The organism is Spirochaeta thermophila DSM 6578, assembly GCF_000184345.1.
Classification (GTDB): domain Bacteria; phylum Spirochaetota; class Spirochaetia; order Winmispirales; family Winmispiraceae; genus Winmispira; species Winmispira thermophila.
Map to the genome: position 1 here is coordinate 1,451,148 of NC_017583.1, position 24,339 is coordinate 1,475,486.

The 24,339-nt window shown below is 62.3% G+C and carries 23 protein-coding genes and 1 pseudogene; 8 read left to right on the top strand and 16 right to left on the bottom strand.

Features of this window, described 5'->3' with window-relative positions; genetic code table 11:
• Positions 1 to 67: 67 nt before the first annotated feature.
• From gltA to SPITH_RS06620, 8 genes and pseudogenes are all read right to left on the bottom strand, one after another.
• Complete coding sequence (gltA, locus tag SPITH_RS06585; protein WP_014624900.1) at positions 68 to 1,609, bottom strand: NADPH-dependent glutamate synthase; 1,542 nt, start codon at positions 1,607 to 1,609, stop codon at positions 68 to 70.
• On the bottom strand, positions 1,609 to 2,460 hold the full coding sequence (locus SPITH_RS06590) for a sulfide/dihydroorotate dehydrogenase-like FAD/NAD-binding protein (protein ID WP_014624901.1): 852 nt from the start codon (positions 2,458 to 2,460) through the stop codon (positions 1,609 to 1,611). The genes gltA and SPITH_RS06590 overlap by 1 nt, the downstream gene beginning before the upstream one ends.
• Positions 2,461 to 2,538: 78 nt before the next feature.
• Positions 2,539 to 3,782, bottom strand: a pseudogene (locus SPITH_RS06595) (IS256 family transposase).
• Between the two features lie 100 nt (positions 3,783 to 3,882).
• On the bottom strand, positions 3,883 to 5,049 hold the full coding sequence (locus tag SPITH_RS06600; protein WP_155816521.1) for a hypothetical protein: 1,167 nt from the start codon (positions 5,047 to 5,049) through the stop codon (positions 3,883 to 3,885).
• A gap of 95 nt (positions 5,050 to 5,144) precedes the next feature.
• Entirely contained in the window at positions 5,145 to 6,482 is a 1,338-nt protein-coding gene (mtaB, locus tag SPITH_RS06605; RefSeq protein ID WP_014624904.1) for a tRNA (N(6)-L-threonylcarbamoyladenosine(37)-C(2))-methylthiotransferase MtaB, read from the bottom strand.
• Entirely contained in the window at positions 6,482 to 7,114 is a 633-nt protein-coding gene (locus SPITH_RS06610; RefSeq protein ID WP_014624905.1) for a tetratricopeptide repeat protein, read from the bottom strand. The genes mtaB and SPITH_RS06610 overlap by 1 nt, the downstream gene beginning before the upstream one ends.
• Positions 7,111 to 7,464: a bactofilin family protein gene (locus SPITH_RS06615; RefSeq protein WP_014624906.1), complete on the bottom strand. Its 354-nt coding sequence runs from the start codon at positions 7,462 to 7,464 to the stop codon at positions 7,111 to 7,113. Before SPITH_RS06615 ends, SPITH_RS06610 begins: the two co-directional genes overlap by 4 nt.
• Before the next feature lie 22 nt (positions 7,465 to 7,486).
• A complete protein-coding gene (locus SPITH_RS06620) occupies positions 7,487 to 8,242 on the bottom strand; it encodes a prephenate dehydrogenase/arogenate dehydrogenase family protein (RefSeq protein ID WP_014624907.1) in 756 nt (251 codons plus the stop codon).
• Positions 8,243 to 8,371: 129 nt separating this feature from the next.
• On the opposite strand from SPITH_RS06620, the gene pta reads away from it, so the two are divergent.
• The 3 genes from pta to dapA are packed head-to-tail and all read left to right on the top strand — an operon-like array spanning position 8,372 to position 11,004.
• On the top strand, positions 8,372 to 9,364 hold the full coding sequence (gene pta / locus SPITH_RS06625) for a phosphate acetyltransferase (protein WP_041624233.1): 993 nt from the start codon (positions 8,372 to 8,374) through the stop codon (positions 9,362 to 9,364).
• Between the two features lie 10 nt (positions 9,365 to 9,374).
• Complete coding sequence (gene dapB / locus SPITH_RS06630; RefSeq protein ID WP_014624909.1) at positions 9,375 to 10,130, top strand: 4-hydroxy-tetrahydrodipicolinate reductase; 756 nt, start codon at positions 9,375 to 9,377, stop codon at positions 10,128 to 10,130.
• Complete coding sequence (gene dapA, locus SPITH_RS06635) at positions 10,123 to 11,004, top strand: 4-hydroxy-tetrahydrodipicolinate synthase (RefSeq protein ID WP_014624910.1); 882 nt, start codon at positions 10,123 to 10,125, stop codon at positions 11,002 to 11,004. The genes dapB and dapA overlap by 8 nt, the downstream gene beginning before the upstream one ends.
• On the opposite strand, the gene rsmA is transcribed toward dapA, so the two are convergent.
• From rsmA to SPITH_RS06655, 4 genes are read right to left on the bottom strand one after another with little or no spacing between them, the layout of a single operon-like run.
• A complete protein-coding gene (rsmA, locus tag SPITH_RS06640; protein ID WP_014624911.1) occupies positions 10,997 to 11,839 on the bottom strand; it encodes a 16S rRNA (adenine(1518)-N(6)/adenine(1519)-N(6))-dimethyltransferase RsmA in 843 nt (280 codons plus the stop codon). The genes dapA and rsmA overlap by 8 nt on opposite strands.
• Entirely contained in the window at positions 11,832 to 13,250 is a 1,419-nt protein-coding gene (locus tag SPITH_RS06645; protein ID WP_014624912.1) for a ComEC/Rec2 family competence protein, read from the bottom strand. Before SPITH_RS06645 ends, rsmA begins: the two co-directional genes overlap by 8 nt.
• Complete coding sequence (locus SPITH_RS06650; RefSeq protein WP_014624913.1) at positions 13,213 to 14,415, bottom strand: hypothetical protein; 1,203 nt, start codon at positions 14,413 to 14,415, stop codon at positions 13,213 to 13,215. The genes SPITH_RS06645 and SPITH_RS06650 overlap by 38 nt, the downstream gene beginning before the upstream one ends.
• Before the next feature lie 45 nt (positions 14,416 to 14,460).
• A complete protein-coding gene (locus SPITH_RS06655) occupies positions 14,461 to 15,534 on the bottom strand; it encodes a PilZ domain-containing protein (RefSeq protein ID WP_014624914.1) in 1,074 nt (357 codons plus the stop codon).
• 68 nt (positions 15,535 to 15,602) lie between these two features.
• On the opposite strand from SPITH_RS06655, the gene SPITH_RS06660 reads away from it, so the two are divergent.
• The 3 genes from SPITH_RS06660 (at position 15,603) to SPITH_RS12760 (ending at position 17,896) form a co-directional block, all read left to right on the top strand.
• Complete coding sequence (locus SPITH_RS06660; RefSeq protein ID WP_155816523.1) at positions 15,603 to 16,271, top strand: CPBP family intramembrane glutamic endopeptidase; 669 nt, start codon at positions 15,603 to 15,605, stop codon at positions 16,269 to 16,271.
• A gap of 81 nt (positions 16,272 to 16,352) precedes the next feature.
• A complete protein-coding gene (locus SPITH_RS06665) occupies positions 16,353 to 16,955 on the top strand; it encodes a TlpA family protein disulfide reductase (protein WP_014624916.1) in 603 nt (200 codons plus the stop codon).
• On the top strand, positions 16,952 to 17,896 hold the full coding sequence (locus SPITH_RS12760) for a cytochrome c biogenesis CcdA family protein (RefSeq protein WP_014624917.1): 945 nt from the start codon (positions 16,952 to 16,954) through the stop codon (positions 17,894 to 17,896). The genes SPITH_RS06665 and SPITH_RS12760 overlap by 4 nt, the downstream gene beginning before the upstream one ends.
• Before the next feature lie 102 nt (positions 17,897 to 17,998).
• Here the strand turns inward: SPITH_RS12760 and SPITH_RS06675 are convergent, their stop codons facing one another.
• Genes SPITH_RS06675 through accB form a run of 4 tightly spaced genes read right to left on the bottom strand, consistent with a single transcriptional unit; the run spans position 17,999 to position 21,677 of the window.
• Entirely contained in the window at positions 17,999 to 18,976 is a 978-nt protein-coding gene (locus SPITH_RS06675) for an acetyl-CoA carboxylase carboxyltransferase subunit alpha (RefSeq protein ID WP_014624918.1), read from the bottom strand.
• Positions 18,977 to 19,879 carry an acetyl-CoA carboxylase, carboxyltransferase subunit beta gene (accD, locus tag SPITH_RS06680; RefSeq protein ID WP_014624919.1) on the bottom strand — a complete coding sequence of 301 codons (903 nt, stop codon included), beginning with the start codon at positions 19,877 to 19,879 and terminating at the stop codon, positions 18,977 to 18,979.
• Entirely contained in the window at positions 19,876 to 21,204 is a 1,329-nt protein-coding gene (locus SPITH_RS06685; protein WP_014624920.1) for an acetyl-CoA carboxylase biotin carboxylase subunit, read from the bottom strand. The genes accD and SPITH_RS06685 overlap by 4 nt, the downstream gene beginning before the upstream one ends.
• Positions 21,201 to 21,677, bottom strand: a complete 477-nt coding sequence (gene accB, locus SPITH_RS06690; RefSeq protein WP_014624921.1) for an acetyl-CoA carboxylase biotin carboxyl carrier protein — start codon at positions 21,675 to 21,677, stop codon at positions 21,201 to 21,203. Before accB ends, SPITH_RS06685 begins: the two co-directional genes overlap by 4 nt.
• Before the next feature lie 175 nt (positions 21,678 to 21,852).
• Here accB and fabZ point away from each other — a divergent pair, with 175 nt between their 5' ends.
• Together fabZ and SPITH_RS06700 are read left to right on the top strand one after the other, a co-directional pair.
• Positions 21,853 to 22,287 carry a 3-hydroxyacyl-ACP dehydratase FabZ gene (gene fabZ / locus SPITH_RS06695; RefSeq protein WP_014624922.1) on the top strand — a complete coding sequence of 145 codons (435 nt, stop codon included), beginning with the start codon at positions 21,853 to 21,855 and terminating at the stop codon, positions 22,285 to 22,287.
• Positions 22,288 to 22,340: 53 nt separating this feature from the next.
• A complete protein-coding gene (locus SPITH_RS06700; protein WP_014624923.1) occupies positions 22,341 to 24,251 on the top strand; it encodes an AMP-dependent synthetase/ligase in 1,911 nt (636 codons plus the stop codon).
• Positions 24,252 to 24,339 lie beyond the last annotated feature (88 nt).

Here is a 24,339-nt window from a genome sequence, read left to right on the forward strand (position 1 = left end):
GCCGCTCCCGGCCTGCCCCATCGGGACCGAAAGAGAAGAGGGCCTTCCGACCCTCTTCTCCAACTATTCACGAGGTTCCTGCCTCTTTCGGGGGCGGTAGTTCCCCGGTGAGGAGAAGGTGGATACTCCTCGCCGCCTTCCTTCCGGCTCCCATGGCCTCGATCACCGTAGCCGCACCGGTGACCACGTCGCCTCCCGCAAAGATGCGGGGATGACTGGTACGGAGGTGCTCGTCCACTACGATGGTCCCCCGCTCGCTCACCGCGACCTCGGGCATGGTCTTCCGTATGAGGGGATGCGGTACGCTCCCGAGGGCGAAGATCACGGTATCCACCTCTATGGAGTGCTCGCTCCCCTCTATGGGTACCGGTCGGGGACGGCCGGATGCATCCGGTTCCCCCAGTCGGTAGGAAAGACACTCGACGGCCCGCACCTTCCCTTCCCCGTCTCCCATGATACGCTTCACGTTGGTGAGGAATCTGAACTCCACACCCTCTTCCATGGCATGGATCACCTCCTCCCGCCGTGCAGGCATCTCCTTCTCGGTCCGCCTGTAGATCACGATCACCTCTTCGGCCCCTACCCGAAGGGCCATCCTCGCCGCATCCATGGCCACATTCCCGCCACCGATCACGGCCACCCGCCTCGAAAGCAAGATGGGGGTATCAGCGCGTTCCCTGTCGTAGGCCTTCATGAGGTTGGTCCGGGTCAGATACTCGTTGGCCGAGTAGACACCCACGAGGTCCTCCCCCTCTATGCCCATAAACTTGGGAAGCCCCGCCCCTGCGGAGATGAACACGGCATCGAACCCGTCTTCCTCGAGGAGCTGGGTGAGCGTACGCGCCTTACCCACGAGGAAGTCGTAGACGAACTCCACGCCGAGATCTTCGAGATGACGTATCTCGTCCTCCACGAGGCGCTTGGGCAACCTGAACTCCGGGATACCGTAGACCATCACCCCCCCCGCCTTGGGGAAGGCCTCGAAGATCACCACCGTGTGTCCCTCTCTCCGCAGGTCCACCGCTGCGGTCAGTCCCGCAGGCCCGCTCCCTATGATCGCCACTTTCTTTCCCGAATCGGGCTTTACGGGCGGAAGGGTGTAGAGGCCATGTTCCCTCTCCCAGTCGGCGACAAACCGCTCGAGCCTCCCGATGGAGACCGCCTTGAGCGGGTCCTTCAGCGCCTTGCCCACCGTGCAGGCCTCCTGGCACTGTTTTTCCTGAGGGCACACCCTCCCGCAGATGGAGGGAAGGAGGTTCGTCTCCTTGATGATGTCGACGCTCTCTTTGTACTCCCCTTCCACGATCTTCTGGATGAAAGCGGGAATGTTGATGGACACCGGACATCCCGCTATGCAGGGCGCGTTCTTGCACTGGAGGCACCGAAGGGCCTCCACCTTGGCCTGGGTCTCGGTGTATCCGAGGGTCACCTCGTCCACACGACGACTGCGTATCACCGGATCGAGCTCGGGCATGGGCTGGGGTGGAATCGCGAGCCGCTCCTTGTTCCGGAGGGTCCTCCCCTCGAGGTCGGAGAGAAGCTCCCTCGCCCTCCGGTCGAGTTCTTCCTTCGAGTAGAGGACATCGTCGGAGATATGCCTGTGTTCCATCACTCCCCTCTCCTTTCGTTTCCCACGAGCTCGAGCTTGCAGCGGTGGTCCTTCTCCTGCTCCATGGGGCGATAGGCGGCAAGGCGCCTCATCATGCCATCGAAGTCCACGAGGTGACCGTCGAACTCGGGGCCGTCCACACACACGAACTTGATCTCGTCTCCCACCTTCACCCTGCACCCGCCACACATCCCTGTGCCGTCCACCATTATGGTATTGAGCGACACCACGGTCTTTATACCGAACGGTCTCGTGGTCTCGGCACAGAACTTCATCATGATGGGAGGCCCTATCGCCACCACCTCGTTCACATCTCCCTGTTCACAGAGCTCCTTGAGCGGTTCCGTGACCAGGGCTTTCCTCCCATATGAACCGTCATCCGTGCACACGATGAGCTCATCCGAGACGCTCCGCATCTCGTCTTCCAGTATGATGAGATCCTTCGTGCGGGCTCCGATGATGGAGATGACCCTGTTTCCCTTCCGCCGGAAGGCCCTCGCGATGGGATGGAGCGGTGCCGTTCCGATCCCTCCTCCCACACAGACCACGGTGCCCACCTTCTCTATGTCCGTGGGGTTACCCAGCGGTCCGAGCACGTGGGCGATCCCCTCACCCTCCCGTCTCAGAGAGAGCATCCGAGTGGTCTTCCCCACCACCTGAACGATGAGGGTGATGGTACCGGCCTCCGGATCCCAGTCCGCCACGCTCAAGGGAATCCGTTCCGAAAACTCGTCCTCGAGTTGGATGACCACGAACTGTCCGGGTCTGTGGGCCTTCGCCACGTGGGGGGCCTCCACCACGAACTGAAACACGTTCTCGGAAAGTTGCCGCTTGCGAACGATTCTCCTCATCCACTACTCCTGCGGAGGTGATATATCAGTATAATCAAAATAACAAAAAAGACAAGCATCGTCTCTTTCCCGGCACTGTCAAGGAGGAGTGTTGAAATTGAGTTGGAGCCCGTAGGGGTGCGTCTCCCCACCTCTTGTATCACCTGCATGCCCACCACGTAGAGGCCTACCACCTCATCTGCATGAGCATGGCTCATATACCCAGGATACCTCCGTAGAAAGCTTCTCATGTGCCGAAACATGTTCTCCGCAAGGTTGCTCGTCCTCACCTTCTCCTTCCACTCATAGGGTAACTCCAGATAGGAGAAAAGCCGGTCCTTCCGCCACAGGAGGGAGGCCGTCATCCGGGGAGCCTTCGGCGCCCACTTCTTCACGAATGCCTCACACGCACCCTCTGCCTCCTCCTTCCCTCCTGCCTCAAAGAGCTTCCAGTACTCCGCTCGAAAAGCTCGCCTCTCCTTCTGGAGGTCTGCGTTCTTCCCCTTCCGTTCCCCCATGTCCTGCAGGAGCTTCTGCTCAAGCGTACCCTGCAGGTGCCAGAGGCATACCTGCTTCTTCGCCTCAGGATACACCGTCTCCACGGCCTGCCGGATCCCCTCAGCCTCATCGGCCACCACCAGCTCCACCTCATGAAGCCCTCGCTCATAGAGCCTGGTAAGGAGTCGCTCGTAGCTCGCCTGGTCCTCCTGCTCCGCAACGACCCAGTCGAGGAGCTCATGAGATCCGTCCTCCTTCACCCCCACGGCACTCAGGACAACCAGCTTCTTCTGACCCCTCCCACGCCTCTTTGCCCACACTCCATCCAGCACAAGGGCCTTCACTCCTCTAAGGGACCTCCTCCGCCACTGCTCCTTCTCCTCACGAAGACGCTTTATGAGCCTAAGGAGTGTCTGCGGGTGAGCCTCGCCTATCCCCAGCTCCCGTAACAGGATGGCCCACGTCCGCGCGCTCATCCCTCCCACATACCCGAGAAGGAGCTGCTCGGCGAGGGCCACGAGCCTCTGCTCATAGGCGACCAGCTTCACCTCCTTCCCCCCGCCGGTGCGGATGCGGGGCACGCGTACATCCTCGATCGGCCCCCAGGGGGTCTGCACGGTCTTCCATTTCCTGTAGCCGTACCGGTAGTACGGTGCCTTCTCAGCCTCCCCTCGTGCATATCGTGGTCGTCCTACTGCCTCCTCTCTCAGCGTCTCAAGGAGGTGTTCCAGGTACGTCTTGTAGGTGTGGCGCACCTCCTCCCGTAGCTGGTCTTCCACTTGTTTCATCAGATCAGAGAGGGTATACTGTGTCTCAATCAGTGTGCGTGTGTTACCACGCTTCATGGGGTATCTCCTCCTTGAAAAAAGGATTAGTGTGGTGGGAGATACCCCTTATCTTTTTTCCCCGCCTTTTTCAACACTCGATGTTACAGTCCCCCCCTCCTTACGGGAGGCCGAGTCTCACTCCCAGCGAAATACCCGAAAGGGAAAGGCTGTCCCTCTCTCCGGATTCACGAAGCGGGAACCCTGTGCCGAGATCCACCTCGAACACCCCCATGTCCAGGCCCAGACCCCCGGAGAGGGCCCCCGATCCGTAACCGGCACTCAGTGTAAAGGTGCGAAGGATCGTCACCTCGGCACCTACGCGGACCGCATCGGGCAGACCCTCCCAGTCGCCGGAGAAGGGTCCCACGGAAACGAAGAGACGGGGAGCCCACGCCTCGTCGGTGTCCGGAGCCCATCGGAGCCCCGCCGAGACACCCATGGGAATCGTGTACTCGTCTCCCACGCCTTCTCCTCCCTCCGGGACTCCCATGCGGAGAAAGGCGTCTTTCGCCCTATCGAACGAGGTCCTGGTATAGGAGATCCGGGTCCCTCCCACGTCCCTCACCACCAAGGCCAGGGCGAAGGGGCCCGGGAGGGCCAGCACGATCCCCACGTCCCAGGCCACACCGTACCCGGCGAGGGTGTTCGCCGCATCGCCGAAGGTCCCCGACGAGGGGAGATCGAGGAGCGAGGCGAAGAGCGCGCCGGCCTCCTCCTCGTCGAGCGGGGCATATGCCCGCATGAAGGGCCTCACGTCCGTACCCATCCGCACCTGCATGGTCCCGAGATCGAAGGAGAAGGCGCCACCCAGGAAGAAGGAGTACTCGCCCAGGATCACCCCATGGACATGGGAGGGGATCGACGTCCCCCAGAAGAAGGAGTCAGTGGTCACGGAGAGGCCCAGGCCGAGGCCTCCTCCTGCATATCCCAACCCGAGATGAGAACCTGCGCCGAGGCCCGTCACTTCGAGCTGTTCCTCCAGGGATGGGAGGAGCGCCTCCCCCTCATCCGCGAGGAGAAGGGCCGCGAGGGTGTCCACGGTGTGCAGAGGGTCTTCATGGAGCCAGACCGAAGCGTCGAGGAGGGTCAGGTCGGAACCGTCCTCGGGCAGCATTGCGGGATTGGCGAAGAAAGAGGCGTATCCTTCATCGAAGAGCCATCCCGCCCCGGCGGTGCTCACCGTGTGAGGCCGAAGGGGGATGAGGAGCGGGTCCTGCTCTGCGAAGACACCCGGTACCGTGAGAACACACAGGAGGAACACCATTGCCGGGGGACATAATCGCATCTCTATTGTCTCCAGAATCTCTAAAACCTCAAAAATCTCCAAAAGTTACAGGAGGACTCCCCACTTCTTCAATATAGACCGATCACCCCCGGTTTTCAAATCGAAACAGGATATCCATAGACCGAACGTCCTTCTCCCTCCACCACATCCCCCACCTCGACTCGGACCGTCTCCCCCTCCAGGGGAACCGGGACCCACACGAGAAGGTAGTTCTCCGAGGTCCCCACCGCATACCTCTGTCCGGCCTTCACCCTCTCCTGCTCGGGGATCACCTCCACCACCCTCCCCTTCTGGCGTGCGAGATAGGCCGAGGCGTGCACCTCCACACAGGCATGCAGGGCTTCCTCCCGTTCCTTTGCCACCCGCTCGGGCACGTGCGCTTTGGAAGCATAGGCCGCAGTCCCCGGTCTGGGGGAGTAGCGGAAGAGGTGGGCCCCGGAGAAAGCGTTCTCATCCAGGAAGGCACGGGTGGCCTCGAAGTCTTCCCGGGTCTCCCCGGGGAACCCCACGATGAAGTCCCCCGAGATGAAGGGATCCGTGGAGACATCCCTGAGCCTCGCGATGAGGGCCGAGATCTCTTCCGCCGTGTACCACCTCCCCATCTTCCTGAGGACACGGTTCGATCCGGACTGGACAGGGAGGTGGAAGTGAGGACAGATCCTTGGGGAGGAGAGGGCGTCCCAGAGTGCCTCCGAGAAGCCCTCCGGTTCCAGCGACGAGATGCGGAACCGGAGGCGCGAAGTATGCGAAAGGAGACGGAGGAGGAGCCCTCCAAGGTCGAGGGATTCCCACCGGTACTGGGCGAGGTTGACGCCGGTGAGCACGATCTCGCTCACACCACGTCCCTCGAGCTCCTGTACCCGCTGCAGGATCCGCGCTGGGTCGTCGCTCACCGCCCTTCCCCGCGCGAGCGGGACCCGACAGTAGGTGCACCGTCGATCGCACCCATCCTGTATCTTGAGGAAGGAGCGGGCGTGGAAGGCAGGACGGTCCACCCGGTAGAGGAATCGTCCGGCCGTCCTGTCGAGGGGAAACTGTGTCCGGATCTCCTGGAGGAGACGCTCCACGCGTGAGGGATCCAGATCCTCGTCCGGAAGCCGGGAAGGCAGGTGCAGGAGGAGGGGCTTCTCCTCCAACGGGAGGGCGATGACACGGTCCGAGAGGGCCTGCACCTCGTCCCTTTCGAGCTGTGGATAACAGCCCGTCACCACGACGAGAGCCTCCGGATGCTCCCGCGCGATCTTCCTGATGATCCTGCGCGCCTTCTGCTCGCTCTTGCTCGTGACCGTACAGGTGTTGACGATGTAGAGGTCTCCAGACTGAGGGAACTCCCCTATCCGGAATCCCGCCTCCCGGAAGGCAGCGGCTATACCTTCGGTCTCGTATTGGTTGAGTTTGCACCCGAGGGTGTAGAAAATCACCACCGGCTTCATCAGGGTGTGCTACGGGCGAGGGCCTCACGTACGCGCTCGACCCCGGCGGTCGCCTCCTGGTTCGAGGGGGCGAGCTTCACCGCCTCCTCGTAGGCCGCGAGAGCGAGACGGAGCTGTCTCGACTGCTCCCGTGCGTATCCCAACCGTATCCACCAGGTGGGCACATCCTTCCTGTGGTAGACAGCAGTGCTGAAGGCGATGTCGGCGTGATAGAACTCTCCCCACCTGAGGTAGATTTCGCCCATGTAGGCGTAGACTTCGGGGATGTGACGGCCCGTGGGCGCCACGGCCACGTACTGCTGGAAGTATGAGAGGGACTTCTCGTATGCGCCCAGGAAATAGGCGCTCTCCCCTGCGTTCATGAGGAGCCTGTAGTCGTACGGTGCGAATGCGAGGGCCCGCTCGCTGTAGTCGAGGGCCTCCTGATAGCGGTCGAGGGCGAGGAGCGACCAGCCGAGCACCACGTAGGAATCCACCCGACGCGGTGTCTCCTGGATTTCCTGGAGACACACGGCCACCGCTTCGCTGTATCGTCGCTCTCTGTAGAGGCCGAGTGCATCGGGCTTCTCCTGGGCATAGAGGCTCAAGGCCATACCGCCGATGAAGAATGCCAGCAGGAACGCACGTCTCATACTCCCTCCATCCTGCATTCCCCGGAGAATCGGGCACCCCTTTGGATCACGAGCTCCTTGGTATCGATCTCCCCCCCTACCTTCCCCGAGGGAAAGAGCTCCACGAGTCCTCCGCATGAGACCTTTCCTTGGACGGTCCCCCTCACCTGGACGGCCCGGGCCTCCACCTCTCCCTCGAGGGCCCCTTCCTCGGAGATCACCACCTCCCCGGAGGAAGCGACCTCACCTTTCACCCTGCCCCTGATCCACAGGGCCTCCGGGACCTCGATCTTGCCCTCGAACTCTGCATCCTCTCCGAGGACCATGTGGAACTGCGAAAACTCGAGATGTCGTTCGAGAAAACGTGGCACGTACACCCTCCTTCCGGAAAGGCTATCGTACAGAGGGGTCCGCTCCTCCGTCAAGCGTCCTGTCGAGCACGGCGAGTATGCGGGTAAAGGCCTGGGCGAGATCCTCCCGCATCCGGCGCGTGTAGGGGTTGTAGTGCTGCAGATCCAGGAAGAGCTGCCAGGGATCGTTGCAGGTCTGTTCCCGGATCTCCAGGAGCTTCCTGTACCCGACGGTGGCGATCGGGCTGTCCTCGAGGTGGAGCTCCCCGAGGACTCTCCCCACGAAGTGGGTGATACCCTGTGTGTAGGCCGCCTCCCTGTCGTGTTCCTCTGCCGTCATCCGATGGACGCTGAGCCCCATCTCCCGGAAGGTCTCCTCCCAGAAGGAACTCACTTCCTCCGTGACCCTGCAGGGGGTGAGGACGATGGGGAGACCGGCGATACCTTCTCTCGCAGAGTCGGGACCGAACATGGGGTGTGTCCCCAGGATGTCGATCCCGTCGGGGAGGGTCCTGGAGAGCACCTCGAGGGGATAGGTCTTCACGCTGCAGGTATCCATCACCAGGGTGGAAGGGGAAAGGTCCCGGGCGAGAGATCGGGCCACCTCCTCGACCGCGGAGATGGAGACGCACAGGATGATGACGTCACACGAGAGGAGCCCTTCGTAGGTGGTCAGCGTGAAATGCCGGGAGGCGATGGCCTTGGGAGTCCTACTGTATCCGTATACCTCGAAACGGGTCCCGAGGGTCTCCGCCCAGAACCGACCGAACCGGCCGAGCCCGTAGACACCGACGCGCATGGGAGCATCATAGAAAGTTTGCACACCTTTCACAATCCCCGGTATTTCAATTTCACGGGATCTCATCTATAATAGCTCGTGAGGGACATGATCGCCCTTGAATCACCGATGCGTAAGGAGCAGAAGGACATGGATTTCGTAGCCGAGATGTGGAAGAAGGCCAAGGATCGCCAGCGAAGGCTCGTGCTCCCCGAAGGAACGGAAGAACGAACCCTAAAGGCCGCACAGATCATCCGGAAACAGGGACTCGCTTCCCAGGTGGTCCTCCTGGGGGATCCCGGAGAGGTGGAGGCGAAGGCGCGCGAGGCAGGGGTCTCGCTCGAGGGCATCAGCGTGATGCAGCCGGGTGTGCCCGACGACCTCGAGGCCTTCGCGGAGGAATACCACCGGCTGAGGAAACACAAGGGGATGACCAAGGAGACCGCCTACAAGGAGATCTGTGATCCCCTCCGATGGGGGGCCATGATGGTGCGTCTCGGCAAGGCAGACGCCATGGTGGCGGGGGCGGAGAACTCCACGGGAAACGTCCTCAGGGCCGCCCTCACCATCATAAAGACGCGCGAGGGCATCAAGTACGCTTCGTCCTGCTTCGTGATGAAGATGAGGGACACTTCCTGGGGGGTGGAGGGCCATCTCATCTTCGCGGACTGCGCCACCATTCCCGATCCCAGTCCGGAGCAACTCGCGGAGATCACCATCGCCTCTGCCGAATCGTGCAGGAACTTCCTCAACGCCGAACCGGTGGTGGCCATGCTCTCGTTTTCCACCAAAGGATCCGCCCAGCATCCCCTGGTCGACAAGGTGGTGGAGGCCCTCACGCTCGTGCAGGCGAAGCGGCCCGACCTCGTGGTGGACGGAGAGCTCCAGGCCGACGCCGCACTGGTCCCGGAAGTGGGCAAGAAGAAGGCACCCGGTTCCCAGGTGGCGGGTCGCGCGAACGTGCTCATCTTCCCGGACCTCAATGCAGGGAACATTGGGTACAAGCTGGTCCAGCGGCTCGCAGGGGCAGAGGCCTACGGGCCGTTCCTCCAGGGGTTCGCGAAACCGGTGAGCGACCTGTCGCGCGGGTGCTCGGTGGACGACATCGTGAACACCGCGGCGGCCACACTCGCCCAGGACTAGGGAGAAGACCATGAAGGTGGTGCTGGTAGGCTACGGCCGGATGGGACGAGAGGTGGAACAGGTACTCAGGGAACGCGGGCACGAGGTCACCTACCGGGTGGACCCCTCGGGCAGCGGCGACGCTCCCACCCTCACGCCTTCCCTCCTCTCCGGTGCCGACATGGCGATCGAGTTCTCACATGCCTCGAGCGTAGTCGCCAACTGTGGCATCTACGTGGAAACAGGAGTGCCGGCCGTGGTGGGGACCACGGGATGGACGGATCGTATCGAGGAAGTCAGGCGGATGGTGGGCGAAAAGATAGGATACCTCTGGGGGGCCAACTTCTCCATAGGAGCGCACCTCTTCTTCGCCCTCGCAGTCCATGCGACAAGGCTGACACACGCATTCCCCGAGTACGACGCCCTGGCGTATGAGATACACCACAGACGCAAGAAGGACTCACCCTCCGGCACGGCCCTCACGCTGGCGCAGAAGATCATAGAGGCAAGCAAGACCAAGAAGCGGGTGGTGATCGACCGACTCTCCCGGGCTCCGGAGCCCGATGAGCTCCACGTGGCCTCGGTACGCGGTGGTGAGGTGCCCGGAACCCACACCTTCATGCTCGACAGCGAGGCCGACACCGTGGAGATCACCCACCGGGCCCGGAGTCGGAGGGGGTTCGCCGTGGGGGCGGTGAGGGCCGCCGAATGGCTCCTGGGACGAAAGGGGTTCTTCACGGTGGAGACGTTCATCGACGATATCTTCGGGGAGGTAGCCAATGTTTAGAGGCGTGTTCACCGCACTCATCACACCGTTCAACAAGGACGGTTCCGTGGACTACGGCGCCCTCAGGGACCTGGTGGAGATCCAGATCGCCGGAGGGGTGAACGGACTCGTTCCTGTGGGTACCACGGGGGAAAGTCCCACGGTGACCCATGAGGAGAACGTGAAGATCGTGGAGGTGGTGGTCGATCAGGCGAAGGGAAGGGTCCCTGTGATCGCAGGGACGGGATCCAACTGCACCGACGAGGCCATCCAGATGACGAAACGGGCCAAGGAGATAGGAGCAGATGCGACGCTCCAAGTGGCTCCCTACTACAACAAGCCGAACCAGGAAGGCTTCTACCGTCACTTCGTGACGATTGCCGAGACGTGTGAGCTCCCCGTGATCGTCTACAACATCCCCGGCCGCACGGGCAAGAACGTGGAACCCGAAACCATCCTCCGTCTCGCCGGACATCCGCTCATCGCAGGGGTGAAGGAGGCGAGCGGGAGTATGGCCCAGGTCATGGAGATCATCGCCAAACGGCCGGACGGGTTCGCGGTGCTCTCAGGTGACGACAACCTCACCCTTCCCATCGTGGCACTGGGAGGAGACGGCGTGGTCTCGGTGGCGAGCAATCTCGTCCCCGGGAGGATGAGCGCCTTCGTGAAGGCCCTGCTCGAGGGGCGCATGGAGGAAGCCCGGCGCAGACACTACGAACTGCTGCCTCTCTTCAAGGCGATCTTCATAGATACCAACCCCATCCCCGTCAAGTACGCCATGACCCTCCTCTCCTCCCTCTCCATCCAGGAGGTCTACCGTCTTCCGCTCTGTCCCCTGGCCGAGGACAAGAAACGACTTGTCAAAACCGTGCTCGAGGACCTGGGTATCATCTAGTCCCCTGCTCCTTCCACAGCGCGTGGATGCGATCGAGGGGGAGCTGCTCCGCCCTGAGGGTAGGGTCTATCCCTACCCTCTCGAGGAGCGAACCCACCTCCTCCACTCCCTCTGCCCCCAACGGTGACCGAAGGAGTACGTTCTTCAGCATCTTCCTGCGGTATCTGAAGAGGTTCCAGACGAACGAGAGGAACGAGGGAATGTCTTCCTGCGACACCGGAGAGGTGACGGGATGGAGGCGGAGGACGGAGGACCAGACTTTCGGCCGGGGATAGAAGGCCGTAGGAGGCACGTGGAAGAGCAGTTCACAACGATAGAAGGTACCCACGATCACGGAGAGGGCTCCGTATGCCGGGCTCCCCACCGAGGCGGCCATGCGTTCCGCCACCTCTCTCTGGACCATGAAGACCTGGGGGACCACGAGTCCACCTTCGAGAAAGTCGAGGATGATGCTCGTGGCGACGTTGTAGGGGAGGTTCCCCACCACCCGGTGTGGGACACGTCTCTGGTACACGGTGCGCCATGTGTCCCGCACATCGCCTTCCACGATGGTGAGCGGCGCCTCGCCGAACTCCTCTCTGAGGATCGAGACGAATCCCCTGTCGATCTCGAAGCCCACCACCTCCACTCCCTCGTCGAGGAGATGGGCGGTGAGGGCGCCTATCCCCGGCCCGATCTCCCAGACCTGCTCCCCGGGATGGAGATCGAGGGCCCGCACGATCCTCCTGAGCACGTCGTCCCGCACGAGGAAGTGCTGGCCGAACCGCTTCAAGGCGCGGAGCCCGTGGCGTGCCATGAGCTCCCTCATCCGGATGGGGTACGAGGTCTCACCCACGAGCCGCCCCTCCCCATGGGATGGATCTGCATACGAAGGGCATCGCCACTGCTCCCATGAGAAGCAGTATACCCGGGAAAGGCCCCGGAAGTGAAGGAAGACCGCCCCAGGCCTCCACCACCCACAGGAACACGGAGAGCAGGGTCCTATGGGCCCCGGCGAGGAGCGTGCCTCCCAGGGCCTCGAGAGCGACTCTCGCAATACCCAGGAGGAGGAATCCTGCCGCGCAGGGTACGATGAAGAGACCCGAGAGGAGGCCCTGGAGGGGGAGGGAGGAGAAGACGAGCGAGACCACGGGTGCCGTACCGAGGAAGGCTCCTGCGCCCACCGAAAGGGGCACGGCGAGGAGGTCCGGCAGGAACCGGATCACCACGGTCCGAAGGAGGGGAGCGAGAAAGACGATGCCCGCAAAGGCCGTCATGGAGAGCATCCCGCTGAGGGAGAAGAGTGCACGAGGGAGGAAGAGCACCATGAAGAGGAGCAGAGTCCCCAGGAGGGAGGGAGCGGGGATCTTCCGGGGGAGGAGGAACAGCGAGAGGCCCACCAGCAGGGATGCGCGGAGGAGCGAGGGATAGGGGCCTACGAACCACACGTAGATCCAGAGCCCGGCCGCCGCCGCGAAGGGCTTCCAGGACGATCCGGGGAGGGGGCGCAGGAGCAGGGCGAGAAGGCCGACGATGATCCCCGCGTGGAGGCCGGAGAGGGCGAGCACGTGGAGTGCCCCGGCCTCCCTGAACCGCTCGTAGAGGGGTGTGGGGATGAGGTGCCTGTCACCGAGAAAGAGGGCGGTGAAGAGGGCAGCGCACTCGGGTTCCCAGCGGGAGAGGAGGCGCCGGACCCTCTCCTGCGCCTCCGCCCTGAGCCGTGCGACCGGCGATGTCCAGCCCTGGAACTCGAGACGTCCCCTCAGAGCCCCGTCGTCGGCATATCCTTCCAGGCCCCCCTCCACCTCCATCCCCCTCCAAAACGGCCCCTCGGGACTCCTGAAGAGACATCGGAGTCGTGCCGCAGTCCGGCTGGTGTCTCTCCCCTCCACCCCATGCACCGAGAGCTCCGTCTCCCACCAACGACCCCGCCATCGTGAGTCCTCCACCACCACCCCCTGTACACGTGTGATACGATCCCTCGGAAGGCCCAGATATCCATTCCCCTCCGCCACACGCCACCCCAATCCCCCGAAAATGCCGATCGCGAGGAATACGGTGACGAGAAAAATGCGCCTGTCCATGAGGGAAGAGGCGAGGCCATACGAAGCCAGCACGATCCCTGCCATGAAGGATCCCGGAACACCGAGGAGGGGGAACGTGACCCACAGAAAGAGCCAGCCCCCTGTGACGAGGAGGCCGGCCCACAGTGTCCCGTATGCTGCAACCTCAATCGTTGAGGGCCTGCATGGCTTCCCGTGCTGCATTCTTTATCCGGGCGGGATAGTTGAGGAAGGTGGTGTAGAGGAGGCTGTTGTAGGCGACCTTCCTCCCCAGGTTCTTGAGATTTTCGATCACCGCAAGGGTGATCTGGATGTCGTAGTGGAGACTCCGCTCGGTGTAGGTATTGATGAGGTCGAGGTAGGCGGTGAGCCGTTCCGCGGCCTCGTCGGTATCCATGGCACCGAGGAGAGCCACGGCTTCGGCCACGGCACTCCGCGGCGCGATCCCTCTGTCGTACTCGAGGAGGGTGAGGTTGAAGTGATCGATGGCCACCGGAGTGAAGCTCCCTTCAGGAGGGTTCTCCACCAGGAAAGAGGCGATGCGGTACCGCCACATGCTCACCTGCTTGAGGGGCGCGGGAAGGGCCTTTATGACCTCGATAGCCACTTCGAGGGCCTTCTCCGCCACCCTCCTGTGCTGTTCCTCGGTGAGGGCAGGGGCCGTGGTGAAGACCTCGTAGATCTTCTCCCGGACTTCCTGTTGTTCCCTCTCCATCATCCGCCCGAGACCGTCGACCACATCGACGTCCCCGAGTGAGAGGAGGGCCTGGAACGCCTTCTGGGTGATGGTCTGCGAGTACTGGACCAGGATCGTATGGACAAGGGGATCGAAGGACGCAGGATCACCTATGACCGCGAGTGCGTCCATGCAGGCCTCGAGCACCTGCCTGTCGCGCTGGACCCCTGAGACGAGGGCGCCCGCGTTCTGTTCCTGCAACCACCTATGGACTCCCTCCATGACCGGATCGCCCGGCCGTACGATCTTCTGGAGGGCCTTAAAGATGGAGACTCGGAGGGTGGTCTCTTCGTCGGCCTCGAAGAGGGTCCACAGGTCGAGGGCGGCCGGGGCATAGGCGGTCTCGTCGACCCCCCGGACTGCGAGAGCGGCGAGTTCCCGGAGGGCAGGATCGCCTTTGAGCTTGTCCCTCTGGTTGACCACATAGGTGAGGGCGTCCTTGTAGAGGGGGCCGAAGTCGGTCCTCCCCAGTTCGAGGGCGTCGGTGACGATCTGGACCTTCACCGGAAGGGAGGCGTTCTGGAACTGCTCCCGGTAGGTCGCGAGCTCCCCGCTCTCGGCGGCTTCCTGGGCACCTGCCGACCCTGTGACAAAGAGAAAAAGCCCTGTCGCAAAGGCGAGTATCTTTTTCATCGTCCTGCTCCTTACTAGAGAGAGTAATGGGAAAAGTGTGGAATTTCAACCGTTTTTTCGAGATACGTCCGTTCCGGGAGCGGGAGAGACCGGAGGTCTGCCCTTCCCCCCTTCCTCTACATCGAAGACTTTGTAGACGTGGGTGAGTATGGTGTTCTTCATCTTCCGTGAGAGCGGTACGCTCTGGATGTGGAGGATGGACTGGTGGGTCTTCTTCTTGTACGAGACCCCCTTCACCATGCCGCACATGACGATCAGGTCCTCCCCGAGGCGGAACTGGATCTTCACGGGGATACCGGGCTTCGCGCGCCCTCCCACCAGGACCGCGGCCCCGTCTTCGGAGACGTCCACCATACGACACTTGAAGCCTCCCATCTTCTCCGGTTCCTCGCTCGCCTGATGGATGTCCTTGAGAGGGAAGATGAGAGCCGGAACGGCTATGGGGAGGCGTATCGACTTGCGCTTCTGGGTTCGGACGAGTTCCTCGGCGTGATCGATGTGGAGGATCTCGAACTTCCTCTCCTTGAAGTCGCCGAGCACCCTGCTCGTGAAGAAATACCCGGCATCGTCCTTTCGCCAGAAATAGACGTGTATCTCCCTTCCCATCCAGGAGAAATCGGGAGGAATCGGGTGAGGACTCTGGGGATAGCTTATGGCGATGTACTTTCTCATGTTCTCCACCACGGAACTGGTGAAGATGCGCCCTCTCATCTCGGGGAGGATGATCCTGAGAATCTGTCCCGCCTCTATCTCTCGTGTGCTCCTCAATCCCAGGCGGTACTTGGGGAGGCTGAACTCCACCCGCTTTCGGTAGTCGAAGAGCCGGCCTATGTACTCTATGGAGTGCGGATCGTGCTCCCGCCCCTGGTTCCTGAACTTGACGATGGTGTTCCGTATACAGAGGTTGAGGGTCTTCTCCGACCAGAAGAGGGCCGTGGGATCCTTGAGGTGGTTGTCCACGGCAAGACGCCTGAGGAGATTGAGGTCACTGAAGGAGAATCCCGCCTCTTTCCCTTCCACGTAGAACTTGATCCAGGGAAAGGTGAACCCGCCCATCCTCTGGAACCCGATGAGGAAGGCGAAGAGGGAGATGCCCATGATGATGAAGAACACGGTCATACATTACCCTTTTCGACGTATCGCGTGGTATCCTTGATGCTTACGAGAATTCCTGTTATGACCTTCACGTGGGACGCCTACAGCGCCTGGTCCTCGCGGAGATGGGGGTCCTCCTCCTTCTCCTCGTCCCGGGGTATGCATCGCAGTATGCGGTGGGCCCCGATCCTATCAGTGTAACACTTTCTCCCGATTTTGTCCTGGTCTACGGGCTGGGAGCGCTCCCATTGATGACCCTGGTGCTCTTCCTCAGGAAGGTCATGGTCCGCTGGGGCGTGCCTCCCTTTCCCGTTGGGGGGGTGAGGGAAGTGCGTCCCGGCCGGGTCCTGGTCACCCTCCTGGGGATGGGAGTGCTGGTGGGATCGTGGGCACTCGTCTTCCAGGATATCCGGCCGGACGAGGTGCTCCCTTTCCGGATGACGTCGTCCTTCTTTCCCCTCTGGGCCTTCCTCTTCTCGCTGATCACGGGGTACTGGGAGGAGGTGGTCTTCCGTGGGTATGTCATGGGTCGTCTCACGGTACTGGGTGCGCCGGGCTGGGTGGCGACGGGTCTTTCCGCACTCCTGTTCGCCATGGGACACCTCTACGAGGGAGGGTGGTACGGCGGGGGGTTCACCTTCCTCCTGGGTCTCTTCCTGGGGGTTCGGTACGCCCGAGGCGGCAACATACACGAGGTGGCGTGGGCCCATGCCCTCTACAACATGGGCGTGCTCGCGCTCCTGTGGCTCGGGGGTCGGTGAGAGGATGTGCGGTCCGGAAAGGCTTGATTTTTTTAGTCATAAATATAATATTTTTCCTATATTTATCACGAGGAGGTCTTCATGAGGTGGTGGGCGATGGTGTTGGTGCTCTCCCTTGCGACGATGGGGTGCAGTGAGCAGCAGTCGGAATCCCAGAAGCAGGCGACCGGGGTGGGGCAGAAGGCTCTCGAACGGGTGAGCGTCTCGATGGAGGAGTCGTTGGAGGGGTATCTCGCACGGGCGGGGTTCAGTACGCCGTCCACCCCGGTACCCGCGCCGGAGTTCATGCTCCCCCTGCTCGAGGGGGGACAGGTCTCGCTCTCGGATTACAGGGGTAAGGTGGTGCTCCTCAACTTCTGGGCCACGTGGTGCCCGCCGTGCCGTATGGAGATGCCGTCGATCGAAACCATGGTGAGGGCGCTTAAGGGAGAGGATGTGGTCTTCCTCGCGGTGGATGTGCAGGAACAGAGGAGCCAGGTGAGCTCGTTCATCAAGGAGAACGGGTACACCTTCCCCGTGCTTCTCGATGCCACGGGTCAGGTGGCGCGCATGTACGCGGTGTCGGGGATCCCCACCACCTACTTCATCGATAAAGAGGGGAACGTGAGGGGGAAGCTCGTGGGGGCGCGTAACTGGGATGCCCAGGTGGTCTACGAGGCGATCAAGAGGGTCCTCGCGGAATGAGCGGGATCGCGGTGCTCCCTCTGGCCCTCCTTGGAGGGGTGCTCTCCTTCCTCTCACCGTGTGTGCTCCCGATGGTGCCGGTGTACCTCTCCCTCGTCTCGGGGGTGTCGGTACGGTCGATCGGTGAGGAACGGGGGGCGGTGCTCCGTGCGGCGCTGGGGTTCGTGCTGGGGTTCTCGATCGTGTTCGCGGTGCTGGGGTTCGTGACCTCCCGGCTGGTGGGGTTCTTCTCCCTGGACTGGGTGCGCTGGGTCTCGGGTGGGCTCGTCATCCTGTTCGGGATCCACACGGCGTTCGATCTGGTCCCGGGGTTGAACGTGGAGCGAAGGGTACACGTGAGGGCCCGGGCGGGGTTCATCCAGGCGGTGGTCCTGGGGCTGGCCTTCGGGGCGGGGTGGAGTCCGTGCGTGGGGCCGATCCTGGCGGGGATCCTGGTGCTCGCGGGTCAGGCGCAGGGGGCGGGGACGGCGATCGGAGCACTCCTCCTCTACGCGGTCGGCCTGGGGGTGCCGTTCCTCCTGGTGGCGGTGTTCTTCGAGCGGCTCGAGGGGGTGCTCTCGTTCTTCAAGCGCCACGCCACGGGGGTGAGGCTGGTCTCGGGGGGGTTCCTGGTGGGGGTAGGGGTGCTCATCGTGACGAACCGGGTGTTCGTGCTCAACGCCGCGCTCTCGGGATGGGCCCTCGGGCTCTACGACGCGGCCCGGTCGTTCCGGGAGGCGCACCCGGTGATCGCCCGGCTCGGGGCGGGTGGGGTGCTGGTGCTGCTGGGGGGGATGGGGGTCTGGCGCGGGCTCGTGCGGAGGAGCCGAGGACGAGGCGGATGGGTGTGGGGCGTGGCCGTGGGTGGGGTGCTGGGGGTGCTGGGCGCGTTGGGGATGGGGGGCGTGTGGGATCCGGGTGCGACGGTGGTGTGGGTGCTGGGGGGAGGCGCCACGTTCTGAACGGTCGCCCCCCGGAAGGCGGGATTCCTGAGGGTGGTGAGGCGAGGCCGGGAGGTGTCCCGCCCGCCGGTAGGAAGAGGAGTGAGGAGGGTGGCGGTCCGGTCAGGCACCGGTCTGCTGGCCGAAGAGGCGGCGGAGAAGCGAGGAACCTTCCTCCCCTCCCTCCTCGAACACACCGATGGAGAAGTATTTCTGGCTCCGTTCCTTCACGAGCTGCCCGGGTTTCTTCTGCCTGAGCCGCTTGAGCGCATCCCGGATGGTCTTCTTGATTTCCCCTGCGGTAAAGTCTGGATCAATGTGCGCCCCTCCCGGCGGTTCCGGGACGATCCCGTCGATGATCCCAAAGGCGAGCAAATCCTGAGCCGTGAGCTTCATGAGCTCTGCAGCTTCCTTGGCCTTGGAAGCGTCCCGCAGGAGGATGGAGGCACATCCCTCGGGTGAGATCACCGAATAGATGGCGTTCTCCAGCATGTAGATCTCGTCCCCCACACCTATCCCGAGGGCTCCTCCTGAACCGCCCTCTCCTATCACCACGCAGACTACCGGTACCTCGAGCACACTAAACTCCTTGAGATTGCGGGCGATGGCCTCTCCGATCCCCCGTTCCTCCGCGGTCATGCCGGGATAGGCCCCTGAGGTGTCGATGAAGGTGATCACAGGTCGCGAGAACTTCTCGGCCTGTTTGGCGAGTCTGAGGGCCTTGCGGTACCCCTCAGGATGGGCCATGCCATAGTTGCGCATGAGGTTCTCCTTCATGTTCCGGCCCTTCTGGTGACCTATCACCGTGACCGGGAATCCCTCGAAGAGGGCGATCCCTCCCACGATCGCGGGGTCGTCCCCACACCCACGATCGCCGTGGAGTTCCATGAAGGAGTCGAAGATGCGCTGGATGTAATCGAGCGTGGTGGGCCGCTGGATGTGTCTGGCGAGCTCCACCCTGTGCCATGCCGAGACCCGCTGTTCCTCCTTCGTCTTCTCTTCCCACTTCTTTATGAGGAGGTCGAGGTCGGGCAGGAGGTCGGGACGTGTGCGTTCTATCGAGGCCTTTAGTTTCTCCAGGTGGATCCTTATCTCGTCCATCTACGCCCCCTTTGTGCCGAGCCATCCCCGCTGGGGGATCTTGTGGGTATCCACGAGGAAGGCGATGGTCTTCCTCAGATCTCTACGATGCACCACTGCATCGACGAAGCCTTTCTCCTGCTGGAAGGCCGCACGCTGGAACCCCTCTGGGAGCTTCTGCCGGATGGTCCCCTCGATCACGCGCGGACCTGCAAACCCGATGAGGGCTCCGGGCTCGGCGAGGATTACATCACCCAGCATGGCGAACGAGGCGGTGACCCCTCCCGTGGTGGGGTCGGTGAGGAGGATGAAGAGAGGGATACGCTCCTTCTCCATGAGGGCCGCTGCGTGGGAGGTCTTGGCCATCTGCATGAGGGAGAAGATGCCCTCCTGCATACGGGCCCCTCCCGAAGCCGTGCAGATCAGGAGCGGGAGCCGCATGTCGATGGCGCGGAGCATGGCCCGCATCACCTTCTCACCCACGACAGAGCCCATGCTTCCCCCGATGAAGAAGAAGCTCATCACCGAGAGGAGGAGTTCCCTCCCCTCTACGGCGCCCTTGCCGTTTACCACCGCCTCGTTGAGTCCGGTCTTCACCATGGCCGACTGGAGCTTCTCTCTGTACTCCGGGAAGCCGAGGGGATCATCGCTCCTGAGGTGGGCGTCATATTCCTCGAAAGAGCCCTCGTCCACCAGGAGCTCAATCCGCTCCCATGCGTCGAGTCTGAAGTGATAATCACATGAGGGGCATACATAGAGGTGTTCCTTGAGATCCCAGGAATCCACATGGGTCTGGCACACGGGGCATTGGTGTTTCTTTTCCACGAACCGTCGGGGGTCGAGGCCGAGCACGGGCTTGAGTCCTGGACGCTGAGGCGCCCCCACCCCGCCGAAGACCTTCCGGAAGACGTCTCCGAGTTTCATTCCTGGCCTCCTTCCTCGAGGATCTTCTCGAGCACGTCGGTACCGAACCGACCGCTCCGGAAGATGGGATGGGAGACGATGCGCTTCTGGAGGTCGGTGTTCACCGTGATCCCCTCCACCACGAGCTCGTCGAGGGCGCGGAGCATCCGGGCGATCCCTTCTTCCCTCGTGGAGGCACCTACGATCACCTTGGCCACCAGGGAGTCGTAGAAGGCCGGGACCTCGGCACCGGTGTAGAGGTAGCTGTCGATCCTGGTCTTGAAGCCTGCAGGGGCGTGGAAGGCCGTCACCTTTCCGGGCGAGAGGGCGTTGATCCTGCACTCGAGGGCGTATCCGTCGAGACGCACCTCATCCTGGGTGAGGGAGAGCCGCTCACCTCCCGCTGCCCGAATCTGCTCCCGCACGATGTCCACGCCGGTGATCATCTCGGTCACCGGGTGCTCCACCTGGATGCGGGCGTTCACCTCCATGAAGTAGAACCGACCGTCGGCCACGAGGAACTCAACCGTGCCGGCTCCCACATACCCTATGCCCTTGAAGAGTCGCACCGCTGCCTCACCCATGGCCTTGCGCATCTCGGGAGTGACGACCGGCGAGGGGCTCTCTTCCACCAGCTTCTGGTGGTTCTTCTGCACGGAACAGTCCCGCTCCCCGAGGTGGACCACGTTGCCGTGGGCATCGCCGAGGAGCTGGACCTCCACGTGTCGAGGATTCTGGAGGAACTTCTCGATATAGAGGGTGCCGTCGGAGAAGGCCTTCTCGGCCTCCTGCGAGGCGATGCGGAGCGTACGCTCGAGGTCCTCCTCCTTCCACACGATCCGCATCCCCTTCCCTCCGCCACCTGCCGCGGCCTTGACGATCACGGGAAAGCCCATCTCCCTCACGAGGGCCCTGGCCTGCGCCACGTCTTCCACCGCGCCGTCGCTCCCCGGAATCACCGGTACGCCGTACTTCCGAGCGGTCTCCTTGGCCTGGACCTTGTCCCCCAGAAGGTGGATCACCTCGGGCGAGGGGCCGATGAAGACGAGGCCCTCCTCCCTCACCCTGCGGGCGAAGTCCGCCCGTTCCGAGAGGAAGCCGAATCCGGGGTGCACGGCGTCACACCCTTTGAGGACCGCTGCGGCGATGAGGTTGCTCTGATTGAGGTAGCTCTCGGATGCGGGCGGAGGTCCCACGCACACCGCCTCGTCGGCCATCCGCACGGCGAGCGAGGTGCGATCCGCCTCCGAGCAGGCCACCACGGTACGGATCCCCATCTCCTTGCATGTTCGGATGATACGGACCGCGATCTCACCCCTGTTCGCGATGAAGACCGATCGGATCATAGACGCCTCACCTCGAAGAGCGGGGTACCGTACTCCACCATCTGCCCGTTCTCTGCCAGGACGCGCACGATTTCCATGGGGAACTCGGCCTCGAGCTCGTTCATGATCTTCATGGCTTCGATGATGCACAACGTCTGCCCCCGCTCGACCCTCTGCCCTTCCTCCACGAAGGGAGGCGCATCGGGGGAGGGGGCCCGGTAGAAGGTGCCCACGATGGGCGAGGTGATGACCTCGAGGTCGGGGGCTCCCGGTGCCGCAGCAGAGATGCCCTCTGCACCCTCCTGGGTGGTGGGGGCAGCCACCGGCGCCGCCTGCGGAGTTGCGGGGTGCGACGCGATCATGACCGGCTGTGATGCAGGGACAGCCGGGTGTTTCTTCAAGACGATGGTGAAATCCTCCTGTTCTATCTTGAGGACGTCGAGGCCGCTCTTCTCGAACCGGTCCATGAGGGCGAAGATCTCTTCCAGATTCATTCTTTCCTCCGCGTGCAGTCTCCTTCAGGAAGACGCTAGCACGTGGCGGAGGCTTCGTCAATGGTTTTTCGGCCATCGGCCGATTTTTACTTGTGTCTTTCCGGATTTCCATATATACTATCATGGACAGTTATGGTGGATTATTTCGAGACGATGCAAGGAAAGGAGCTGTGACATGCAGGACATCACCGCACTTCTTCCCCACAGGGAACCATTCCTTTTCGTGGAAGAGCTGGAGAAGGTCAGCGACGAGGAGATCGTCGGGTACAGGACGTTCACGGAGAAGGACTTCTTCTTCAAGGGACACTTCCCCGGATACCCGGTCGTTCCCGGAGTGATCCTGGTGGAAACCATGGCCCAGTGCGGCGGGGCCGGTGTGCGGGAGAAGGGGCTCATCGCCGACGACAAGCTCTTCTTCCTGGCCACCATAGAGAAGGCGAAGTTCAGACGCCAGGTGAGACCGGGTGACAGGGTGAAGCTGGTGATCACCAACCAGCGGATCTCGAGCCGCATGATAAAACAGAGCGGCAAGGCCTATGTGGGCGACGAGCTCGCCGCCGAGGCCGAATGGCTCTGCCTGGTGGGGGATGTCCCAGCAGAGGTGAAATGATGGAGAGGAGGGGCCGTCGCCCCTCCTCTTTGATTCTATCGAGAGGAGCGTTTATGAGTACGGTATACGAGACCCTGCCTCAACGTATGAGGCGAAAGATCCTCGAAGAGTTCCCCGAGGCAGTCGCCCTCTATGTGAAAGACTCCCAGGGGGTCTTCCAGCCCACACCGTACAGGGAGTGGTGGTCCACGGTGAAGGAGACGGCGGCCGGGCTCAAGGACATGGGAATCGAGCGGGGCGAACACGTGGGGCTCATAAGCGACAACAGGTGGGAGTGGATCACCTTGGACATGGCGCTACTCTCCCTGGGCGCGGTGGACGTGCCGCGGGGAAGCGATTCTACGGCGGAGGAGATCGCCTACATCCTCTCGCACGCAGAGTGCACGCGGGTCATCATAGAAAAACCAGATCTGGTGAAAAAAGTCTTCTCCCGAAAGGAGCAACTTGGAGGACTCTCCCAGGTGATCCTCATTGAAGGCACCCCGGAAGAGTGTGAGCTCCCTGAGGGTGTTGCGTGCACCACGTTCGGTGAATTAAGAGAGAAGGGAAAGGCCCTCCTCTCCCAGGACCCCCAGCTCATCGATCGAGAGATAGATCAGGGAACGGGCGACGACCTCGCCACCATCATCTACACCTCCGGTACGACGGGAGAGCCCAAAGGAGTGATGCTCCCCCACCGCAGCTTCATCTTTCAGATCGACAAACTCAAGAAACCTCTCGACGTCGAGGTGGGAGACATCTTTCTCTCCATCCTCCCGATATGGCATTCCTTCGAACGTGCCGTGGACTATGTTCTCATGGAACGCGGAGGCGCCGTGGCCTATTCGAAACCGGTGGGGAAGATCCTTCTCGAGGATATGGCCAAGGTGAGCCCGCAGTGGCTCGCTGCGGTTCCCCGGGTCTTCGAAGGGATACGGAACGCGGTCTACCGCAACGTGAACAAGGGCCCGGCCGTCTCCAGGGTCCTCTTCCACTTCTTCGTGGGGGTGGGACAGCTCTATGCCTATTTCTCCAACATGTTCCGCGGACTTCTGCCCGACTTCCTCCCCCGGAACCGCATCCTCGACAAGGTGGTGGCCTTCCTCCCCCTCGTGCTCCTCGCCCCCTTCCGTGGCCTCGGAGAGGTACTCGTCTTTCGAAAGCTCAAGGCAAAACTCGGCGGCAGGTTCAAGACGGGCGTTTCGGGTGGTGGTGCCCTCCCCCCCCATGTGGACACTTTTTTCCAGGCCGTGGGCATCCAGGTCCTCGAGGGCTACGGCCTCACCGAGACAGGGCCTGTGCTCGCCGTGCGGAACCAAAAGGCCCCCATGGTGGGTACGGTGGGGCCCCTCCTCGACGAGGTGGAGTACAAGGTGGTCGGGGAACACGGAGATCCCTTGCCTCCTGGACACAAGGGGGTGCTCTGGGTGAAGAGTCCCCAGGTGATGCTCGGCTACTACAAGCGCCCCGAGGCCACGGCCGAGGTGCTCAAGGACGGATGGCTCAACACGGGGGATCTGGTACGATTCACCCATGGTCGGGAGTTCGCCATAGTCGGCCGCGCAAAGGACACCATCGTGCTCCGGGGCGGAGAGAACGTGGAGCCAGGTCCCATCGAGGAGAAGCTCAAGGAGTCAGAGTTCATCGAGAACGCGATGGTGGTGGGACAGGACCAGAAGTTCCTGGGCGCCCTCATCGTCCCCAACAGGGAGCGGATAGAGGAATACGCGAGGGAGAAAGGCCTCACCTACATGGAGTACGAGGACCTGGTGGAACAGGCAGAGGTCCAGGAGGCGATCAACGACGAGATCCAGCGACTCATCAGCCCGGCCCAGGGTTTCAAACCTTTCGAGAGGATCTTCCGCTTCGAGGTCATCGCGAAACCCTTCGAAGTGGGCGTGGAGCTCACACCCTCGCTCAAGGTGAAACGCCACGTGATAAGCGAGATGTATCGCGAGAAGATAGAGAGGATGTTCTCCCGCTGACGGTCAGTTGAATCACCTCCTCAAAATCATCTCGAGAGACAAAGGAAGAGGGGCAGGCCAACGGCACTGCCCCTCTCTTGTAAGGAGA

What these genes read in the sequence shown, in the direction of transcription:
- gltA (WP_014624900.1), bottom strand. Translation starts at nt 1,609, where the DNA reads ATGGAACACAGGCATATCTCCGACGATGTCCTCTACTCGAAGGAAGAA.
- SPITH_RS06590 (WP_014624901.1), bottom strand. Translation starts at nt 2,460, where the DNA reads ATGAGGAGAATCGTTCGCAAGCGGCAACTTTCCGAGAACGTGTTTCAG.
- SPITH_RS06600 (WP_155816521.1), bottom strand. Translation starts at nt 5,049, where the DNA reads ATGCGATTATGTCCCCCGGCAATGGTGTTCCTCCTGTGTGTTCTCACG.
- mtaB (WP_014624904.1), bottom strand. Translation starts at nt 6,482, where the DNA reads ATGAAGCCGGTGGTGATTTTCTACACCCTCGGGTGCAAACTCAACCAA.
- SPITH_RS06610 (WP_014624905.1), bottom strand. Translation starts at nt 7,114, where the DNA reads ATGAGACGTGCGTTCCTGCTGGCATTCTTCATCGGCGGTATGGCCTTG.
- SPITH_RS06620 (WP_014624907.1), bottom strand. Translation starts at nt 8,242, where the DNA reads ATGCGCGTCGGTGTCTACGGGCTCGGCCGGTTCGGTCGGTTCTGGGCG.
- pta (WP_041624233.1), top strand. Translation starts at nt 8,372, where the DNA reads ATGGATTTCGTAGCCGAGATGTGGAAGAAGGCCAAGGATCGCCAGCGA.
- dapB (WP_014624909.1), top strand. Translation starts at nt 9,375, where the DNA reads ATGAAGGTGGTGCTGGTAGGCTACGGCCGGATGGGACGAGAGGTGGAA.
- dapA (WP_014624910.1), top strand. Translation starts at nt 10,123, where the DNA reads ATGTTTAGAGGCGTGTTCACCGCACTCATCACACCGTTCAACAAGGAC.
- SPITH_RS06645 (WP_014624912.1), bottom strand. Translation starts at nt 13,250, where the DNA reads ATGCAGCACGGGAAGCCATGCAGGCCCTCAACGATTGAGGTTGCAGCA.
- SPITH_RS06650 (WP_014624913.1), bottom strand. Translation starts at nt 14,415, where the DNA reads ATGAAAAAGATACTCGCCTTTGCGACAGGGCTTTTTCTCTTTGTCACA.
- SPITH_RS06655 (WP_014624914.1), bottom strand. Translation starts at nt 15,534, where the DNA reads ATGACCGTGTTCTTCATCATCATGGGCATCTCCCTCTTCGCCTTCCTC.
- SPITH_RS06665 (WP_014624916.1), top strand. Translation starts at nt 16,353, where the DNA reads ATGAGGTGGTGGGCGATGGTGTTGGTGCTCTCCCTTGCGACGATGGGG.
- SPITH_RS12760 (WP_014624917.1), top strand. Translation starts at nt 16,952, where the DNA reads ATGAGCGGGATCGCGGTGCTCCCTCTGGCCCTCCTTGGAGGGGTGCTC.
- SPITH_RS06675 (WP_014624918.1), bottom strand. Translation starts at nt 18,976, where the DNA reads ATGGACGAGATAAGGATCCACCTGGAGAAACTAAAGGCCTCGATAGAA.
- accD (WP_014624919.1), bottom strand. Translation starts at nt 19,879, where the DNA reads ATGAAACTCGGAGACGTCTTCCGGAAGGTCTTCGGCGGGGTGGGGGCG.
- SPITH_RS06685 (WP_014624920.1), bottom strand. Translation starts at nt 21,204, where the DNA reads ATGATCCGATCGGTCTTCATCGCGAACAGGGGTGAGATCGCGGTCCGT.
- accB (WP_014624921.1), bottom strand. Translation starts at nt 21,677, where the DNA reads ATGAATCTGGAAGAGATCTTCGCCCTCATGGACCGGTTCGAGAAGAGC.
- fabZ (WP_014624922.1), top strand. Translation starts at nt 21,853, where the DNA reads ATGCAGGACATCACCGCACTTCTTCCCCACAGGGAACCATTCCTTTTC.
- SPITH_RS06700 (WP_014624923.1), top strand. Translation starts at nt 22,341, where the DNA reads ATGAGTACGGTATACGAGACCCTGCCTCAACGTATGAGGCGAAAGATC.